This is a genomic window from Mesorhizobium sp. URHB0026, assembly GCF_054059755.1.
In genome coordinates, this window is sequence record NZ_JBSSCN010000001.1 from 3,247,653 (window position 1) to 3,264,817 (window position 17,165).

22 protein-coding genes are annotated in these 17,165 nt (G+C 61.1%); 15 read left to right on the forward strand and 7 right to left on the reverse strand.

Going from position 1 to position 17,165, the window contains the following annotated elements:
• Positions 1-83: 83 nt before the first annotated feature.
• The gene (locus ACVWWD_RS15920) at positions 84-473 is read right to left on the reverse strand and encodes a type II toxin-antitoxin system VapC family toxin (RefSeq protein WP_023772924.1); all 390 of its coding nucleotides are present in this window, start codon (positions 471-473) and stop codon (positions 84-86) included.
• Complete coding sequence (locus ACVWWD_RS15925; protein WP_023772923.1) at positions 460-735, reverse strand: AbrB/MazE/SpoVT family DNA-binding domain-containing protein; 276 nt, start codon at positions 733-735, stop codon at positions 460-462. Before ACVWWD_RS15925 ends, ACVWWD_RS15920 begins: the two co-directional genes overlap by 14 nt.
• A gap of 181 nt (positions 736-916) precedes the next feature.
• Here ACVWWD_RS15925 and ACVWWD_RS15930 point away from each other — a divergent pair, with 181 nt between their 5' ends.
• Complete coding sequence (locus tag ACVWWD_RS15930; RefSeq protein ID WP_031241070.1) at positions 917-1,201, forward strand: hypothetical protein; 285 nt, start codon at positions 917-919, stop codon at positions 1,199-1,201.
• A 25-nt stretch (positions 1,202-1,226) separates the two neighbouring features.
• On the opposite strand, the gene tldD is transcribed toward ACVWWD_RS15930, so the two are convergent.
• Both tldD and ACVWWD_RS15940 read right to left on the reverse strand, forming a co-directional pair.
• A complete protein-coding gene (gene tldD / locus ACVWWD_RS15935) occupies positions 1,227-2,639 on the reverse strand; it encodes a metalloprotease TldD (RefSeq protein WP_023772921.1) in 1,413 nt (470 codons plus the stop codon).
• A 168-nt stretch (positions 2,640-2,807) separates the two neighbouring features.
• Positions 2,808-3,368 carry an invasion associated locus B family protein gene (locus ACVWWD_RS15940; protein ID WP_023772920.1) on the reverse strand — a complete coding sequence of 187 codons (561 nt, stop codon included), beginning with the start codon at positions 3,366-3,368 and terminating at the stop codon, positions 2,808-2,810.
• Between the two features lie 378 nt (positions 3,369-3,746).
• On the opposite strand from ACVWWD_RS15940, the gene coxB reads away from it, so the two are divergent.
• The 13 genes from coxB to ACVWWD_RS16005 all read left to right on the forward strand — a co-directional run bounded on the left by coxB (position 3,747) and on the right by ACVWWD_RS16005 (position 13,947).
• Positions 3,747-4,613 carry a cytochrome c oxidase subunit II gene (coxB, locus tag ACVWWD_RS15945; RefSeq protein ID WP_023794584.1) on the forward strand — a complete coding sequence of 289 codons (867 nt, stop codon included), beginning with the start codon at positions 3,747-3,749 and terminating at the stop codon, positions 4,611-4,613.
• Positions 4,614-4,651: 38 nt separating this feature from the next.
• Positions 4,652-6,304, forward strand: coding sequence for a cytochrome c oxidase subunit I (ctaD, locus tag ACVWWD_RS15950; protein WP_023794583.1), 1,653 nt, complete (start codon positions 4,652-4,654; stop codon positions 6,302-6,304).
• Positions 6,305-6,381: 77 nt separating this feature from the next.
• Complete coding sequence (locus ACVWWD_RS15955) at positions 6,382-7,326, forward strand: heme o synthase (protein ID WP_352548412.1); 945 nt, start codon at positions 6,382-6,384, stop codon at positions 7,324-7,326.
• 2 nt (positions 7,327-7,328) lie between these two features.
• Entirely contained in the window at positions 7,329-7,490 is a 162-nt protein-coding gene (locus ACVWWD_RS15960; protein WP_084056264.1) for a hypothetical protein, read from the forward strand.
• Positions 7,490-8,122 carry a cytochrome c oxidase assembly protein gene (locus ACVWWD_RS15965; protein ID WP_023772916.1) on the forward strand — a complete coding sequence of 211 codons (633 nt, stop codon included), beginning with the start codon at positions 7,490-7,492 and terminating at the stop codon, positions 8,120-8,122. The genes ACVWWD_RS15960 and ACVWWD_RS15965 overlap by 1 nt, the downstream gene beginning before the upstream one ends.
• A 1-nt stretch (position 8,123) precedes the next feature.
• Positions 8,124-9,005: a cytochrome c oxidase subunit 3 gene (locus ACVWWD_RS15970; RefSeq protein ID WP_015318792.1), complete on the forward strand. Its 882-nt coding sequence runs from the start codon at positions 8,124-8,126 to the stop codon at positions 9,003-9,005.
• 85 nt (positions 9,006-9,090) lie between these two features.
• Positions 9,091-9,309, forward strand: a complete 219-nt coding sequence (locus ACVWWD_RS15975; RefSeq protein ID WP_457103180.1) for a hypothetical protein — start codon at positions 9,091-9,093, stop codon at positions 9,307-9,309.
• A gap of 21 nt (positions 9,310-9,330) precedes the next feature.
• Complete coding sequence (locus ACVWWD_RS15980; RefSeq protein ID WP_352548417.1) at positions 9,331-9,717, forward strand: DUF983 domain-containing protein; 387 nt, start codon at positions 9,331-9,333, stop codon at positions 9,715-9,717.
• Positions 9,714-10,469 carry an SURF1 family protein gene (locus tag ACVWWD_RS15985; RefSeq protein WP_352548419.1) on the forward strand — a complete coding sequence of 252 codons (756 nt, stop codon included), beginning with the start codon at positions 9,714-9,716 and terminating at the stop codon, positions 10,467-10,469. The genes ACVWWD_RS15980 and ACVWWD_RS15985 overlap by 4 nt, the downstream gene beginning before the upstream one ends.
• A gap of 87 nt (positions 10,470-10,556) precedes the next feature.
• The gene (gene ispH, locus ACVWWD_RS15990; protein ID WP_015318789.1) at positions 10,557-11,567 is read left to right on the forward strand and encodes a 4-hydroxy-3-methylbut-2-enyl diphosphate reductase; all 1,011 of its coding nucleotides are present in this window, start codon (positions 10,557-10,559) and stop codon (positions 11,565-11,567) included.
• 6 nt (positions 11,568-11,573) lie between these two features.
• Positions 11,574-12,551, forward strand: a complete 978-nt coding sequence (locus ACVWWD_RS15995; RefSeq protein WP_457103181.1) for a homoserine kinase — start codon at positions 11,574-11,576, stop codon at positions 12,549-12,551.
• Positions 12,548-13,087 (forward strand): ribonuclease HI, encoded by a 540-nt coding sequence (gene rnhA, locus ACVWWD_RS16000; RefSeq protein WP_352548425.1) that lies wholly within the window; start codon positions 12,548-12,550, stop codon positions 13,085-13,087. The genes ACVWWD_RS15995 and rnhA overlap by 4 nt, the downstream gene beginning before the upstream one ends.
• An 83-nt stretch (positions 13,088-13,170) precedes the next feature.
• Positions 13,171-13,947, forward strand: coding sequence for a TIR domain-containing protein (locus ACVWWD_RS16005; protein ID WP_457103182.1), 777 nt, complete (start codon positions 13,171-13,173; stop codon positions 13,945-13,947).
• Positions 13,948-14,101: 154 nt separating this feature from the next.
• Here ACVWWD_RS16005 and ACVWWD_RS16010 read toward each other — a convergent pair whose 3' ends face one another.
• The 3 genes from ACVWWD_RS16010 to ACVWWD_RS16020 form a co-directional block, all read right to left on the reverse strand.
• A complete protein-coding gene (locus ACVWWD_RS16010) occupies positions 14,102-14,578 on the reverse strand; it encodes a DUF2938 domain-containing protein (RefSeq protein WP_352576403.1) in 477 nt (158 codons plus the stop codon).
• An 89-nt stretch (positions 14,579-14,667) separates the two neighbouring features.
• Positions 14,668-15,150: a peroxiredoxin gene (locus ACVWWD_RS16015; RefSeq protein WP_015318782.1), complete on the reverse strand. Its 483-nt coding sequence runs from the start codon at positions 15,148-15,150 to the stop codon at positions 14,668-14,670.
• A gap of 172 nt (positions 15,151-15,322) precedes the next feature.
• On the reverse strand, positions 15,323-16,129 hold the full coding sequence (locus ACVWWD_RS16020; RefSeq protein WP_352548434.1) for a protein-disulfide reductase DsbD domain-containing protein: 807 nt from the start codon (positions 16,127-16,129) through the stop codon (positions 15,323-15,325).
• A gap of 172 nt (positions 16,130-16,301) precedes the next feature.
• Between ACVWWD_RS16020 and ACVWWD_RS16025 the strand changes: the two genes are divergently transcribed.
• Positions 16,302-16,910: a YqgE/AlgH family protein gene (locus tag ACVWWD_RS16025; RefSeq protein WP_015318780.1), complete on the forward strand. Its 609-nt coding sequence runs from the start codon at positions 16,302-16,304 to the stop codon at positions 16,908-16,910.
• The last annotated feature ends 255 nt before the right edge of the window (positions 16,911-17,165 follow it).

Sequence of the window (17,165 nt, forward strand, 5' to 3'; positions counted from 1 at the left end):
GTTCAGCGTATCTCCGACGGCAAGGATTCGTACGAACGGCATCTGCAAGAGGAATCGAGCCTATGGCGGGCAGCGTACCACCGTCAGGCCTCTAGGACGTTGTCATGTCCAGCGGTTTGCGCGACCTGGATGAGCTTTCGGTCGAAGGTCACGAAGCCGTCGCAGTGGGTGGACTTTCCCAGATGCAGCGCGTCGGCGAAATCCATTCCCCTTTCAGCCAGATCGAGTGCCGCCGCAACGATCACCGCATCCTCGATTTCTACCGTGGTAAGCCCGCCGAACGCCCTTAGTGTCCGGGCGATTTCGGGAGGCATATAGCCGTAGGCACTGCGCAGCACCCACTCGACCTCCAAAATCACGGTGGTGGCGACGAAAACCCTTCCCCCATCGATCAGCCGTCGGGCGCGCGAGGATTGCTCGGGATGGTCGCCCGTTAGATAACGAACGACAAGATTAGTATCAATCGCGAGCATGGCGTCGCCGTGCCTCGGCGAGCACGCCTGCATCCATTTCTTCCAGCGTCTTCGGCTTGCCGCTGTACGGCAAGGACGCAAACACGTCCTCAGGCCGCGTCTCGGTGAAAACCGGCGTCCGCTTTAGAAGGACACCCTCAGCGGTCTCCTCGACCACAAGGCGTGTGCCGGCTACCCATTCCCTGCGTTTCCGGATCGCGCTGGGCAGGATGACCTGTCCCTTGGTCGAGACGGTGGTTATGAGCTTTTCAGAAGCGGCCATAGGATACTCCCTTCGTAAGACAAAGGTAAGATATTGGAGCGGCCAGCAAAATTCAAGCCGCTAGGTGTCGGCCCGTGTCTGAAACCGTGCGTTCGAAGGCTGCAAACGATGTCCAATCGGCGCCATTGAATTCGCTTTGCGAAACAGGCACATTCCGCGGCGGGAAAAGGGAGTGAAAAAGATGATTTCACCGGGGTTTGTGGCCGAGATATTGGGTGCGGCTTTGATTATGGCGCTCACCGGAGCGCTGGTCGCTTGGCTTTTGAGAAAGATCGCCCGCATAGGATTGGTGCCGTCCTATGCTCTTGGCATCTCGGTCATGACCTTTGTCGGCGCGGCGCTGTACGTCTCCAGCCAGAACGGCGCAGTCGATTATCTGAATGCCTGGATCAAATATGCGATTGGTGGTGTCGTCGGCTTCCTAATCCTCTATTCGACGTCGAGGCGGTCCACCAGCAAGACGTAACCGGCCGCCTCGATCAGGTTGTCATTCAAACCCGCGTGCCGCCGACCGTCATCTGGTTCATCCTGAGATGCGGCTGGCCGACGCCGACGGGTACGCCCTGGCCGGCCTTGCCGCACATGCCGATGCCATTGTCGAGCTTCATGTCGTTGCCGACCATCGATACGCGGTGCATGGCATCAGGCCCGTTGCCGATCAGCATTGCGCCTTTGATCGGCTGCGTCACCTTGCCGTTCTCGATCATGTAGGCCTCGGTGCAGCCGAACACGAATTTGCCCGACGTTATGTCGACCTGGCCACCGCCGAAGGAGACGGCGTAGATGCCGTTCTTGACGGAGGCGATGATTTCGTCCGGCTCCATGTCGCCTGACGTCATGTAAGTGTTGGTCATGCGCGGCATCGGCTGGTGCGCATAGCCTTCTCGCCGGCCATTGCCGGTGGCTTTCATGCCCATCAGCCGGGCATTCTGCCGGTCCTGCATGTAGCCGACCAGTTTGCCGTCGTCGATCAAGACGTTGCGGGCCGAAGGCGTGCCTTCGTCGTCGACGGTGAGTGAGCCGCGCCGCTCTGGGATGGTGCCGTCGTCGACGACCGTCACCCCCTTGGCGGCCACCTGCTGCCCCATCAGGCCGGCGAACGCCGACGTTTTCTTGCGGTTGAAATCGCCTTCAAGACCATGGCCGACGGCTTCGTGCAGCATCACGCCCGGCCAGCCATTGGATAGCACGATGTCGAAAGTGCCTGCCGGGGCCGGGATTGCCTCCAGGTTGACCACCGCTTGCCGGAGCGCCTCCCTGGCGGCGTGCCTCCAACTATCCTCGATCAGGAATTCGCCGAATGCCTTGCGCCCGCCCATGCCGTAGGAGCCGCTTTCCTGGCGGTCGCCGTCGCCGACGACGACCGAGACGTTGACGCGGACCATCGGCCTGATATCGCGCACTATCTGGCCGTCGGCACGAACGATCTCGACATGCTGCCAGGACGCGGCGATCGAGGCCGTCACCTGGCGCACGCGTGGATCCTCGGCGCGCAGCCAGGCATCGATTTCTTGCAGCAGCTTCGCCTTGGCCTCGAAGGAAGGAGAGGGGATCGGGTTCTCGTCGCCGTAGAGATGGCGGTTGGTACGGGCGGGGGCTGCGGCAAGCGTGCCTGAATAGCCACCCTTGACGGTCGAGACAGCTTCGGCCGCGCGCAGCAGCGACGCCTCGGACAGGTCGCTGGAATGAGCGTAGCCGCTGGCCTCGCCGGCGACGGCCCGCAGGCCAAACCCCTGGTCGGTGTTGAAATTGGCGGTCTTCAGCTTGCCATTGTCGAACATCAGCGCTTCGCTCTCGCTGTATTCGAGGAAAAGCTCGCCGTCATCGGCGCCCTTGATGGTGTCAGCGACGATCTGCTTGATGCGGTCGTCTGAAATGTCGAATTGGCCGATCAGGCTGTTCATGGCGCGTCCGTCCGTGGGATGATTGCTTTCCCCCGATGTAGGCGTGAAGCCGCGCCCGCACAATCGGCAATGAGGAATCGGCGCCGACGAATGACTTCGTTCGCTGCAGGGCATGCGTCTGGGGTCGGCAAAAGCCGCGTCCATGCCTGGTTCAGCGCGAAGCCGCGATCAGGGCAGAGCGGCGAAGCCTTCGGCGAAACCCTTGAGCTCGACGGGAATGCCGATACCCTCTTCCGGGGTCTGGAAAACGATGAATGTCGCCGATGTGCCGGTCTTCAGTGTGTCGAGCAGCGGCTTTTCGAGAATGACCTCGGCATAACAGCCGTCCTGGAAGCAGCGCACGAAGTAGGCGCGGCCAATGTCCTTGCCGTCGACGTTGAGGCCGAGGCCGTTCGGCAACAGCACGCCGAGCGGCGCCAGCACGCGCAGGATCTCGGCCTTGTTGTCGGCGGTGCGCAGCACGACGACCGAGAGCCCCATTTCCGGACGATCCTCGGCGACGACGTTCTGCATCATCACGCATTGTTCCGAGGTGGCGCCGGCCGGCGTGTCGCAGATGATCGACCATGCGCCATGCGTCGAGCGCACCGTGCCGCTTGGCTGGGCAGCATTGGCCTTGCCGGCGACGAACAGACCGGCCGCGCAAAGGACCCCTAGAAACACTGCGTTTGCCAGGGTTCTCGAAAGGCCTAGTCGCGTATGCCTCAGTCTCGAAAGCCAAGAGTTCATGACTGCTCCATTGCGAATCACGGCACTTTAAGCCGCGCCAATGCCAAGTAAAGGACGAGACCGTGGCCGGACTGTCCCTAAAAAGGCAATGCGGCGCTTTTCCTTGCCAAATTCGCCTGAATTACGACGCTTTGCGGGTGCCGCCGGCACAAGGCGTGCACCCCGCCGAACATACGCGATTCGCCATTACGGCCATTGCCCCGGAAGAGCCACGTCGGCTTGCGCGCAAAAATGCCGCACGGTTTCGACCGCTCCTTTCTTGCGGAGGGAAAAAGAGTATGGTTTGAACCAGCTTGAAACTGTCCGGGATTCCCGTCCCGGCATTGTTCGTTATTCTCGCGGGCACAGCCGGTGAGAGACTGGGAGACGAAGAGGGCGATGAGAAAATTCCTAGCGAGCACCGGTGCTGCTGCCACGTTCCTCGCCTGCGGATCCGCTTATGCGGACCAGCCCAGGCCGTGGGAGACCGGCTTCCAGGCGCCCGCGACCGACATGATGCGGCAGATCGAGTGGTTCGGAAACTACACGATGTGGTTTATCATCCCGGTCACGGTCCTGGTGCTGTTTCTGCTGATCTACTGCATCATCAAATTCCGCGCGAGCGCCAACCCGACCCCGTCCAAGACCAGCCACAACACGCTGATCGAGGTGATCTGGACTGTCGGTCCTGTCGTTATCCTGCTTTGCCTCGCCATCCCCTCGTTCACGCTCCTGACCGCCCAGTATACGCCACCGGAAGAGGCCAAGCTGACCGTTAAGGCGACCGGCAACCAGTGGAACTGGGATTACGAATACCAGACCGACAACACGCTCGCCTTCAATTCGGCCATCCTTCAGGATGGCGATCGCGCCAAGGCCGGCAAGGAGGATCGCGCCGTCTATCCGCGCCTGCTCGCCGTCGACAACGAACTGGTCGTGCCGGTCAACACGATGACCCGCGTGCTTGTCACCGCGACCGACGTGATCCATTCCTTTGCCATGCCGTCCTTCGGCATCAAGATCGACGCCATTCCCGGCCGCACCAACGAGACCTGGTTCAAGGCGGATAAAGAAGGCCTCTATTACGGCCAGTGCTCGCAGCTCTGCGGTAAGGACCACGCCTTCATGCCGATCGCCATTCGTGTTGTGTCGGACACGCAGTTCAAGACCTGGCTGGCCGCGGCCAAGACCGACCTGCCTGGTGCCAACAAGACGCTCATGGCCGAGGTCGATGGCCAGAACAAGGTAGCGGCCGCCGGCAACTGATGCCGCGGGTTAGCAAGATTTAGGGAACGGAGCGGAACATGGCAGACGCTGCAGCTCACGACGGGCACGATCACAAGCCGTATCATGGCTGGGTGCGCTGGGTTTATTCGACCAACCACAAGGATATCGGTACGCTCTACCTGATCTTCGCGATCATGGCCGGCATTATCGGCGGCGCGCTTTCGGTCGCCATCCGCATGGAGCTGCAGGAGCCTGGCATCCAGATCTTCAGCGGTCTTGCGCAGATGGTCTATGGCATGAACGGCGACGCCGCGATCGACGGTGGCAAGAGCATGTACAATGCGTTTGCCACCGCGCACGCGCTGATTATGATCTTCTTCATGGTCATGCCGGCCCTGATCGGCGGTTTCGCCAACTGGATGGTGCCGATCATGATCGGTGCTCCCGACATGGCATTCCCGCGCATGAACAACATCTCGTTCTGGCTGCTGCCGCCGGCCTTCATCCTGTTGCTCACCTCGATGTTCGTGCCGAGTGCGCCCGGAGCCTTTGGCGTGGGCGGCGGCTGGACGCTCTATCCGCCGCTTTCGACTTCGGGCCAGCCCGGACCGGCCATGGATCTGGCGATCCTGTCGATCCACATCGCCGGCGCGTCCTCGATTCTCGGTGCCATCAACTTCATCACCACCATCTTCAACATGCGCGCGCCAGGCATGACCCTGCACAAGATGCCGCTGTTTGCATGGTCGGTGCTGGTCACCGCCTTCCTGCTCTTGCTGTCGCTGCCGGTTCTGGCCGGCGGCATCACCATGCTGCTCACCGACCGCAATTTCGGCACGACGTTCTTCGCGCCTGACGGTGGTGGTGACCCGATCCTCTTCCAGCACCTGTTCTGGTTCTTCGGTCACCCGGAAGTCTACATCCTGATCTTGCCGGGGTTCGGCATCATCAGCCATATTGTCTCGACCTTCTCGAGAAAGCCCGTATTCGGCTATCTCGGCATGGCCTACGCCATGGTTGCGATCGGCGCGGTCGGCTTCATCGTCTGGGCGCACCATATGTATACGACCGGCCTGTCGCTCGACACGCAGCGCTACTTCGTCTTCGCCACCATGGTCATCGCGGTGCCGACAGGCGTGAAGATCTTCTCCTGGATCGCAACCATGTGGGGCGGATCGATCTCGTTCAAACCGCCGATGCTGTGGGCGCTGGGCTTCATCTTCCTGTTCACCATCGGTGGAGTCACCGGTGTCCAGCTGGCCAATGCCGGCCTCGACCGGTCGCTGCATGACACCTATTTCGTCATTGCCCACTTCCACTACGTGCTGTCGTTGGGCGCGGTGTTCGCCATCTTCGCCGGCTGGTACTACTGGTTCCCGAAGATGACCGGCTACATGTACTCGCCCGTCATCGCCAACACCCATTTTTGGGTCATGTTCGTCGGCGTGAACCTGGTCTTTTTCCCGCAGCACTTCCTCGGCCTCGCCGGCATGCCGCGCCGCACCATCGACTATCCTGACGCGTTTGCGGGCTGGAACATGGTTTCGTCCTATGGCTCGTATATTTCGGCCGTCGGTGTGGTGATCTTCCTCTATGGCGTGTTCGAAGCCTTCCAGAAAAAGCGTATCGCCGGCGCCAACCCGTGGGGTGAGGGTGCTACCACACTCGAATGGCAGCTGCCTTCGCCGCCGCCGTTCCACCAGTGGGAGCAGCTGCCGAAGATCAAGTGAAGGCGGCTCCCCGCTCGAATACGAAACCGCCGGCCCGCCGGCGGTTTTGGCCAACGGAATGATGGACTTGAGTACGCATGGCCCTAGTCGACAAAACCAGCATTGACGAAGCGGGCTTCCGTATGTCGGAAGCCACGGCGGGCGATTTCTTCGCCCTGTTGAAGCCGCGCGTCATGTCGCTGGTGGTGTTCACCGCCTTTGTCGGACTGGTCGCGGCACCGGCGACCATCAATCCGCTGCTGGCGGTGATCGCCATCCTGGCCATTGCGATTGGGGCCGGCGCCTCTGGCGCGCTCAACATGTGGTACGACGCCGACATCGACGCGGTGATGACCAGGACCGCCAGCCGCCCGGTGCCTTCCGGCCGGATCCAGCCGCACGAGGCGCTGAGCTTCGGCTTGGTGTTGTCGGTGCTGTCGGTGATGACGCTCGGCGTGTTGGTCAACTGGTTGTCGGCGACGCTGCTGGCCTTCACCATCTTCTTCTATGCCGTGGTCTACACGATGTGGCTGAAACGCTCGACCCCGCAGAATATCGTCATTGGCGGTGCAGCGGGCGCCATCCCACCGATTATCGGCTGGGCCGCGGTGACCGGGTCGGTCAGCCTCGAAAGCATCATCCTGTTCCTGATCATTTTCCTGTGGACGCCGCCGCATTTCTGGGCGCTCGCGCTGTTCAAGTCCGAGGACTATGGCCGCGCCGGCATCCCGATGATGCCCAACGTCGCTGGCCATGCATCGACCCGCCGTCAGATTTTCGCCTACGCACTGGTGCTGGCTCCGGTCGGCGTGCTGCCCTGGCTGCTCGGCTACACGACGCCGTTCTATGGCGTGGCCGCCTTGCTGCTGGGGGCTGGTTTCGTCTGGTATGCCTGGAAAGTGCTTGGCATGGCCGACGATGACCGCGCCATGAAGCCGGCCAAGGCCCTGTTCGCCTATTCGCTGCTCTATCTCTTCGCGATCTTCGCTGTCTATCTGGCTGACAGTGTCGTCGAACGCGCGCTTGCCATGGGTGGGGCATGACCATGGTCGAGAAAGAACTCGAAACGGTCACCTTGACCGATCGCCAGAAGAAGGCCCAGCGCAGCCGTTCTATCGCCATCGGCGTGGCGCTGGCGGTGCTGGTCGTGATCTTCTACATCGCGACAATCGTGAAGTTCGGCCACAATTTGTCGGGCTCGATGTGATGAGCGCCGAGACGTCCAAGAAGACGGTAGGCAAGACCGGCAACCGCGTTGTCGCGGCTGTCTGCCTTGCCTTCTTCACCGGCATGATCGGCATGGCCTATGCCGCCGTGCCGCTCTACAAGATGTTTTGCCAGGCGACCGGCTATGGCGGCACGACGCAACGTGTCGAGAAGCAATATGCCGGCCGCGTGCTCGACCGCGAGATCACCGTCCGCTTCGACGCAAACATCGCCGGCGTGCCATGGGAGTTCCAGCCGGTCCAACGCTCGATGACCATGAAGATCGGGCAGACCGTGCAGGCGCATTATCAGGCGACCAACAAGTTCGATCGCCCCGTCACCGGCCGCGCGACCTTCAATGTGCAGCCGGAACTGGCGGGCCCGTATTTCAACAAGGTCGAATGCTTCTGCTTCACCGATACGACGCTGAAACCGGGCGAGACGCTGGACATGCCGGTCCTGTTCTATGTGGACCCCGACATCGTGAATGTGCCGGAACTGAAGGACGTGAAGACGATCACCCTGTCCTATACGATGTTCCCGGTCGAGAAGACCAAGCCGGTGGCGTCGTCCGGGCCGGCCCAGGGCAATAGCAAGACAGTTTCAGATACCGAAGGAAATCTCGGGGGTTGATATGGCAGACGCGCACGCAAAACCACACCATGACTACCATCTCGTCGACCCGAGCCCGTGGCCCTTCCTGGGATCGGTCGGGGCGCTTGTCACCGCTTTTGGCGGTGTCTGCCTCATGGAATACCTGAAAGGCGGCTCCTTCCCGATCTTCGGCGTCAACATCGCCAATCCGTGGCTGTTCTTCATCGGCATTGTGATCGTGCTGTACACCATGTTCGCCTGGTGGTCGGACACGATCAAGGAAGCGCATGAGGGCCACCATACGCGCGTCGTGTCGCTGCACCTGCGCTATGGCATGATCATGTTCATCGCCTCGGAGGTGATGTTCTTCGTTGCCTGGTTCTGGGCCTATTTCGATGCCAGTCTTTTTGCCGGTGAGGTGCAAAACTACGCGCGTCACACGTTTACCGGTGGTGTCTGGCCGCCGAAGGGCATGGAGGTTCTCGATCCCTTCCATTTGCCGCTCTACAACACCATCATCCTGCTGCTGTCGGGCACCACGGTTACCTGGGCGCACCACTCGCTCATCCATGGCGACCGCAAGGGCCTGATCAACGGCCTGGTGCTGACCGTCGGGCTCGGCATGCTGTTCACCATGGTGCAGGCTTACGAGTACATGCACGCGCCGTTCGGCTTCAAGGATTCCATCTACGGCGCCACCTTCTTCATGGCAACCGGCTTCCATGGCTTCCATGTCATCATCGGCACCATCTTCCTGCTGGTCTGCCTGATCAGGGCGATGAAGGGCGACTTCACCCCCAAGCAGCATTTCGGCTTCGAGGCGGCCGCCTGGTATTGGCACTTCGTTGACGTGGTCTGGCTGTTCCTGTTCGCCTCGATCTACGTCTGGGGATCGGTCGGCGCGGTGATCGAAGGCCACTGATCCAGTTTTTTGGATGTCGATTTCGGGAAGGCGGTCGCGGCGACGTGGCCGCCTTTCTTCTTTTCGGCGCAAGGACAGCCGATCAATGAAAGATGCGGCTGACTTCCATTTGCGCATTGGCATTCCGGCTCTTGCCGCTGAGAAGGTCTGGTGCGCGTCGACCGGGCGAAGCGGCTTCGGCTGGTCGGGCTGGCTGCTTCAATTGGTCGACTGGACCGATGGCTGCATTGGGCTTACGGAGTCCGACATGGACCAAGTCTGGGCGATGGCGGCCGATGGGGCGCCGATCGAGATCGAGCAATAGCCATGAATGACGGCGCTACGCATGAGTGAGGACAAGGCGATCTGGCCTCCGATCGATCCGATTTCGGCCGGCCTGCACGGCCGCTGCCCGCGTTGCGGCGAGGGGCGGCTGTTTTCCGGCTTTCTCGCCGTCGGCAAGCGCTGCGTCAATTGCGGCCTCGACTATTCCTACGCCGATGCCGGCGATGGACCGGCGGTGTTCGTCATCCTGATCATCGGCTTCATCATCGTCGGTCTGGCGCTCTGGGTGGAAGTGACGCTGAGCCCGTCGCTTTGGCTGCATCTGCTGATATGGATCCCACTGGCACTGGTGCTGTGTCTGACGGCACTTCGGTTGATCAAGGGCGTGCTGCTCACCCTGCAATACAGCAACAAAGCAGCCGAGGGGCGGCTGGATCGCGGCGAATGAGCGAAGCATCCTTCAAAGATCGCGGCCATTCGCGGCCACAATCGGCACTGTTGTTCGTCCTTGGCCTTGTGCTGTTCTTGATTCTGCTGGCGCTGGGCACCTGGCAGGTCCAGCGCCTGCACTGGAAGGAAGGCCTGCTGCAGACCATCGACCATCGCACCCATTCGGCGCCACGACCGCTTTCCGAGGTCGAGAAGGAATTCGCCTCGACCGGTGACGTCGACTACACCCCGGTCACGGTCACCGGCACTTTCCTGCATTCCGGCGAGCGGCATTTCTACGCGACCTGGGAAGGGGATGCCGGCTTCAATGTGTATACGCCGCTGGTCCTCGACGACGGCCGTTTCGTCCTGATTAACCGCGGCTTTGTTCCCTACGACCTCAAGGACGCGACGAAACGCGCCAAGGGACAGGTAACAGGCAGGGTCACGGTCACCGGGCTGGCCCGCAACCCGCTGCCGACAAAGCCCTCCATGATGCTTCCCGACAATGATGTGGGGAAGAACATCTTCTACTGGAAGGACCGCGACGTCATGGCCGCGAGCGCCGGCCTGCCGGCTGGGTTCAACTTGGTGCCGGTCTTCATCGATGCCGACAAGACGCCAAATCCCGGCGGCCTTCCGATCGGGGGCGTCACCATCATCGACCTGCCGAACAGCCATCTGCAATATGCCGTCACCTGGTACGGGCTTGCCGCGGCACTCGCCGCGGTGCTTGTCCTCCGGCTTCGCCGGCCCGCGAAAGAGGAATGAACGCAAGCTACGCTCCCTTTCCACCGATACCCTTGACAGGGCAGGGGTAGGCACCTCATTTCGGCGCTGACCAACCGGCAGGATTTGATGCTTCACACAATCGCCAAGCCTCCTCTGACGATCCGGCTCTGCCAGCCGCGCGGTTTTTGCGCGGGCGTGGACCGTGCCATCCAGATCGTCGTGCTGGCGCTGAAGAAATATGGCGCCCCGGTCTATGTCCGCCACGAGATCGTCCACAACCGCTATGTCGTCGAGGGGCTGCAGAGCCTTGGAGCCGTTTTCATAGAGGAACTTTCCGAAATCCCGGCCGAACATCGGCAGTCGCCGGTCGTCTTCTCCGCGCACGGTGTGCCCAAGTCCGTGCCGGCGGACGCGCAGGCGCGCAACCTGTTCTATCTCGACGCAACCTGTCCGCTGGTCTCCAAGGTCCACAAGCAGGCGATGCGTCACCAGCGGCTTGGCCGCCATGTGCTGTTGATCGGTCATGCCGGGCACCCCGAGGTGATCGGCACCATGGGGCAGTTACCGGAAGGCGCGGTAACGCTGATCGAGACCGAGGCCGACGCCGCCCGGCTTGTGCCCGCCGATCCAAAAGCACTTGGTTTCGTCACCCAGACCACGCTCTCGGTCGAGGATACCGCCGGCATCATCCGCGCATTGCAGGAGCGCTTTCCGGACCTGCAGGCGCCGGCGGCGGAATCGATTTGTTACGCCACCACCAACCGCCAGGAAGCGGTCAAGGACACGGCGCCCGGTGCTGATCTCTATCTGATCGTCGGCGCCCCCAATTCCTCGAATTCGCGCCGCCTTGTCGAAGTTGCGGAACGGGCAGGTGCCTCGATGTCGCTTCTCGTGCAGCGCGCCGCCGAAATTCCGTGGAATGACATCGGCACCATTTCGACGCTCGGCCTGTCGGCGGGAGCATCGGCGCCGGAGATCATCGTCGATGAGATCATCGACGCGTTCCGCCAGCGTTTCGACGTCACCATCGACCTGGCCGTCACGGCCACCGAAACAGAGGATTTTCCGGTCATGCGGGTATTGCGCGATGTCGAACTGACGCCGGCCGACATGGCCTTTGTCAACGGGACCGCGTGAACGGCCATGGCGGTCTACACCGACGTTGCGGAGGGCGAACTCGGCGCTTTCCTGAAGCACTATCCGGTCGGCGATCTCCTATCCTACAAGGGCATCGCCGAAGGCACCGAGAATTCGAACTTCCTGCTGCACACATCGAGCGGCTCCTACATCCTGACGCTCTATGAAAAGCGAGTCGAGAAGGCGGATTTGCCGTTCTTCCTCGGGCTGATGGGCCATCTCGCCAGCAAGGGCGTGTCCTGCCCGCTGCCGGTGACCGCGCATGACGGCAGCGTCATCGGCACGCTGGCCGGCCGGCCGGCCGTCATCATCACCTTCCTCGAAGGACTTTCGCTGCGGCGACCGGCCGCAACGCATTGCGCCGAGGTCGGCAAGGCGCTGGCGGCGCTGCACCTGGCCGGCGCCGATTTTTCGATGACGCGTCCGAACGCGCTCGCCCTCGACGGCTGGCGCAAGCTTTGGGATGCATCTCGCGGCCGCGCCGACGAGGTCGAGCCGGGCCTTGCGGCCGAGGTCGATGCCGACTTTGCCGATTTCGAGCAGAACTGGCCCAAAGGCCTCCCCAAGGGCATCATCCATGCCGACCTTTTCCCGGACAATGTCTTTTTCCTGGGCGAGAAGCTTTCGGGGCTGATCGATTTCTATTTTGCCTGTGACGATCTCTATGCCTATGATGTCGCCACCTGCCTCAACGCCTGGTGTTTCGAGAAGGATTTTTCCTTCAACCTTACCAAGGGCAAGGCACTGCTTGCCGGTTATCAAAGCGTGCGCCCCCTGAGCCATGACGAGAAGGCGGCATTGCCGATGCTGGCCCGGGGCTCGGCCCTGCGTTTCATGTTGACCCGGCTCTACGACTGGCTCACCGTTCCCGATGGTGGCCTGGTCATGAAGCGCGATCCGACCGAATACATCAGACGGATCCGATTCCATCGGGCGATCAAATCTGCTTCGGAATATGGATTGGCCGAATATGGGACATTATGAGCAAACAGGTTGAAATCTTCACCGACGGTGCCTGCTCGGGCAATCCCGGTCCTGGTGGCTGGGGCGCCATCCTACGCTTCAAGGGCACCGTCAAGGAACTGTCTGGCGGCGAGGCCGAGACCACCAACAACCGCATGGAATTGCTGGCGGCCATTTCGGCGCTGAATGCGTTGAAGGAGCCTTGCACCGTCGAGCTTCACACCGACAGCAAATACGTCATGGATGGTATTTCCAAGTGGATCCATGGCTGGAAGAAGAACGGCTGGAAGACCGCCGACAAGAAGGCGGTCAAGAACGGCGAACTCTGGCAGGCGCTGGACGAGGCCAACAGGCGCCACAAGGTCATCTGGAATTGGGTCAAGGGCCATGCCGGCCATCCCGAAAACGAGCGGGCCGACGAACTGGCACGGCTTGCGATGGAGCCCTTCAAGAAAAAGCCGGCAAGGTCTTCGTCGGTTGTGATGGCGCCGAACGAAGATACCAGGGCGAAGGAGCGCTCGCCAAAGGTCGTCCGACGCTCGACCCAGAGTTACTGAGGCTCTGAAAGGATCAAGTCCAGACTGTCGCCTTGCCACACTCCGTCGACAGTTAGAGTTCCAGGGGAACAGCGTATATGTAAGTGATCGACCGCACGAATGCGGTTGCGACAATCCACTTAGGTTGGCATATTCCGATCATGGCCAGCAAATTTCAAGGTTCATTGGATGACCTCACAAATCGTCTCGCAACTGGCGGGATAGTCGGCGAGTGGACAGAAAAGCCGAATAGCATTTTCCAGATGAAGTGCGCAGATGGAGTAGGAATCAATTGGTCCCAAACGAAGGGAACCCTTTGGTGCGATGGGAAGTCAGAACCCAAAGAGGCGCGAGAAAAACAAATTGCAGAAATCTTGGGAACGCCTTTTGAAGCCCCTGCACAGAAGGGCTTTACCGGGGCTGCTGTCTCGCGCAAGGTGTTCGTCGTCTACGGACACGATGACAAAGCCCGTACTGAACTTGAGGCTATGTTGCGCCGGTGGGCACTGGAGCCACTGATTCTGGACCAGTTGGCATCTGGCGGCCAAACTATTATTGAAAAGTTGGAAAGCGTTCGTCGAGAGGCGAGTTTCGCCGTGGTGTTGGCCACGCCGGACGATGAGGGCCATCGAAAGGATCATCCTGAGGAAAAGGCGTTCAGGGCGAGGCAGAACGTTGTGCTTGAACTAGGAATGGTACTTTCCGTCCTCGGAAGGAAGAAAGTGGCAGTCCTTTTAAAGACAGGCGTAGAGATGGAACGTCCATCTGATATTCAAGGTCTGATCTACATTGCGTTTAAGGATGATGTGAAAGAAGCGGCTTTGACATTGGCGAAAGAAATAAACGCGCAGGGTATTCCAATCGATTTGAGCAAGGTCTAGTGCCCTTTGCGATACGGTGGCGGTCACCGGTTGTCTACAATCTTACTTCATCAATGAGACGTCAGTCGCGAAGCGGATCAGCCAGCAGGCGGCGGCAACTATTTCGCCCAAGATGTAGCGGCGTGCGGACCGATAGACAGGCAGCCGTAGAGGCTCAGCGGATCAGCAGCGCCGTGCCCCAAAGCCCGAGCGCGAACACCGTGTGCGAGACCAGATTGAGCGCCCGGACCCGCATCGGATTGGGCCGCTTCGAGGCGGCCCAGCCGGCGCCCATGCCTGGCGCCAGCAGGAACCAGCCGGCGCCGACCGTGACGATGCCGAGGATGAAAGCCGGCAGGAAGGTCGGCGCGACCAGCCAGCCCGCACCCGCCAGCACGACCAGGATGATGCCGTAGACGATACCGACGAAGTAATGGAAAGCCCAGCCCAGCGTCTGTTCATACGCGTAGGGCGCCGCATCGCCGATATTGTCGTGAAACACCTGGTCGCGGAGGTGCCAGACCCAGCGCCCGACCGGGCCCCAGTTCGGGCGTGGCTGGCCGAATGCCTTGTGCAGGAAAAAGGCCCAGACATCCATCAGGAGGGTCGCACCGACGCCGATCGCGATAGCGCGCCAGAATACGTCAAACATCGTTGAATCCCCCCGAAAGCCGGCAATTCTGGAGCGCCGCCATTTGTCAGGCGAGGCCATTGCGGCCTCGCGTGATTGGCCGTCGAAGTTCAGAGCTGACCGAGAATATGAGCCGCGCCGGACTCGTCGACGCCGGGTTTGGTCTCGACATTGAGGGCGGTGACCTTGCCGTCGTCGATGATCATCGAAAACCGCTTCGAACGCAGGCCCATGCCGCCACCGGAGTAGTCCGCGTCAAGACCGACCGCCTTGGCGAAATCGCCATTGCCGTCGGCGAGGAACAGGATCTTGCCTTCGCCGCCGGTGAAGCGGGCCCAGGCGCCCATGACGTGGACGTCGTTGACCGAAACGACGGCGATGGTGTCGACGCCGCGCGCCAGGATCGCGTCGTGGTTCTCGAGATAGCCGGGCAGATGGTTGTTGCTGCAGGTCGGCGTGAAGGCGCCGGGAACGCCGAACAGCACCACTTTCTTGCCCGGAAAAATCTCGGCCGACGTGATCGGCTTGGCGCCGTCGGCGGTCATTGTCTTGAAGGTCGCCTCGGGCAGCTTGTCGCCAACGGAGATGGTCATGAGTTCCTCGCTCGGGATGGGGGAAGACGCGTGCTTGCGTAGCGAACTCGGCGGCTTCCTGCAACTATCGCGGCAGCGGCATCACTACATGCCGCGGTTTTGGGATAACGACACGTACAAGAAGATGACCTTGCAGCGCATCGTATGGGATTCGTTTTCAATACGACGCGCTTCAAGGGAAAGGCAGCAACCCTTCGACCGCGCCCGCCGAACTCGTCAACGTGTAGTGAAGCCCGCCGTCGGTCGGCGTCGTCGAGGGGCGATCGAGGATCGGCACAGTGAAGATCAGCTTGCCGTCCTTTTCCGAGCGGGAAGGTGTTCCGAACATATAGTCGCGCTCGCCGGCAACGAAGAAATCCGCTGCCTGCGGATCGCCAGGAAAACTCGCCTCGACAACCAGCGTCTCGTGATCGCCGGACAGCACCTTGATGCCGAAGTCAGGCTTTGCAGCCGCCGGTAGTGCGGTGAAACCAGCCTTCACCAACGCCGCGTCGTCAGCATTATCGGGATCGGAAGCGGGGTCGACGCTCAGCCGTGTCTGCACGGGAATGCAGATGGATTCACAAATGCCGAGAAAGACGTCGGCATCGATGACCGCCGGCTGGTTCGGCGTCGCCAGCGTGAAAGTCACCGGCAGGGAAACCGGATAATTGTAACCGGCCCATTTGCCATAGCCATCGTCATGACGCTGCGGCGCTGGAAAAGACAGCGTCGCATCGGCTATATTGGTGCTGGCCGAAACGTCGAGCTGCGGCGGCACACCTGCGTCGCCCGGGTCGCGCCAATAAGTCTTCCAGCCGGGTTTGAGCGCGATATCGAGAACACCCTGGATGCGGCCGGCGTCGTCCGGCTTGCCTGATGTCACCAGCCGCACCTTGCCGCCTTCGCTGTTGTACCAGGCGGATGAGGAGGCGCTGGCAGGGAGGGCGGCCGCCAATCCAATGGCGGCGCCGAGCAACAGGATCTTTAAGCTTTGCATGGCGGTGATTTGATCGTCCCTTCGTGGCCGCGCAATGATTTCATGGCCGTGCTGATATCATATTTGCGTGACCTTTGCGGGCAAGCCAAGGCCGGACCCGCAATATGAGCTTTGGTCGAATCCGCTACGGCGCATCTTTTCGGCGCCGGGGAAACGCGTTACCTTCCCTGGCATGGATTTGTTGCGCCACAAAAAGACAGCCGCCGGCCGCGGCTTTCTCGACGATCAGTTCCTGATTGCCATGCCTGGTATGAAGGACGACCGTTTCACGCGCTCGGTCATCTACATCTGCGCCCATAGCGATGAAGGCGCGATGGGCCTGATCATCAACCAGACGCAGCAGATGCTGTTCCCGGACCTTCTGGTACAACTTGGCATCATGAACGAGCAGGAGGCGATCCGCCTGCCGGCACAGGCGCGCGATTTCGTCGTGCGCAATGGCGGGCCTGTCGACCGCAGCCGTGGCTTCGTCCTGCATTCGGGCGACTACCGTGTGGATTCCTCGCTCACCGTTTCCGACGACATCTGCCTCACCGCGACCGTCGACATACTGCGGGCGATATCGTCAGGGCGTGGGCCGCGGCGCGCGCTCATGGCGCTCGGTTATTCCGGCTGGGGCGCCGGTCAGTTGGAAACCGAGATCGCCGAGAATGGCTGGCTGACCTGCCCGGCGACGCCGGAATTGCTGTTCGACGCCGACATCGAACGCAAATACGACCGGATTCTCGCCTCGATCGGCATCGATCTCGCTCATCTCAGCCTCGCCGCCGGACACGCTTGAGCCTCGTCTTTGCCGGCCAGGACTCCTTCGCTAGGTTAGGCGTAGCCGGAACGCTGCGGCGTTAGCGCAATCTCATCCCATGGCGGTGCGCGAGAACTGTTCAGGCTTGGAATTGCGCAAACAGGCGAAACCGCGTGTCCGGCTTGTTATCCGCTATGCCGGCTCATAGCCGTCGTTGTCCTCACGCATCACGCGGCCGACGGCCGGCCAGCCAAGGTGCGCTCCAGCGATCCATGTTCCAGCCTCGGCCGCGTC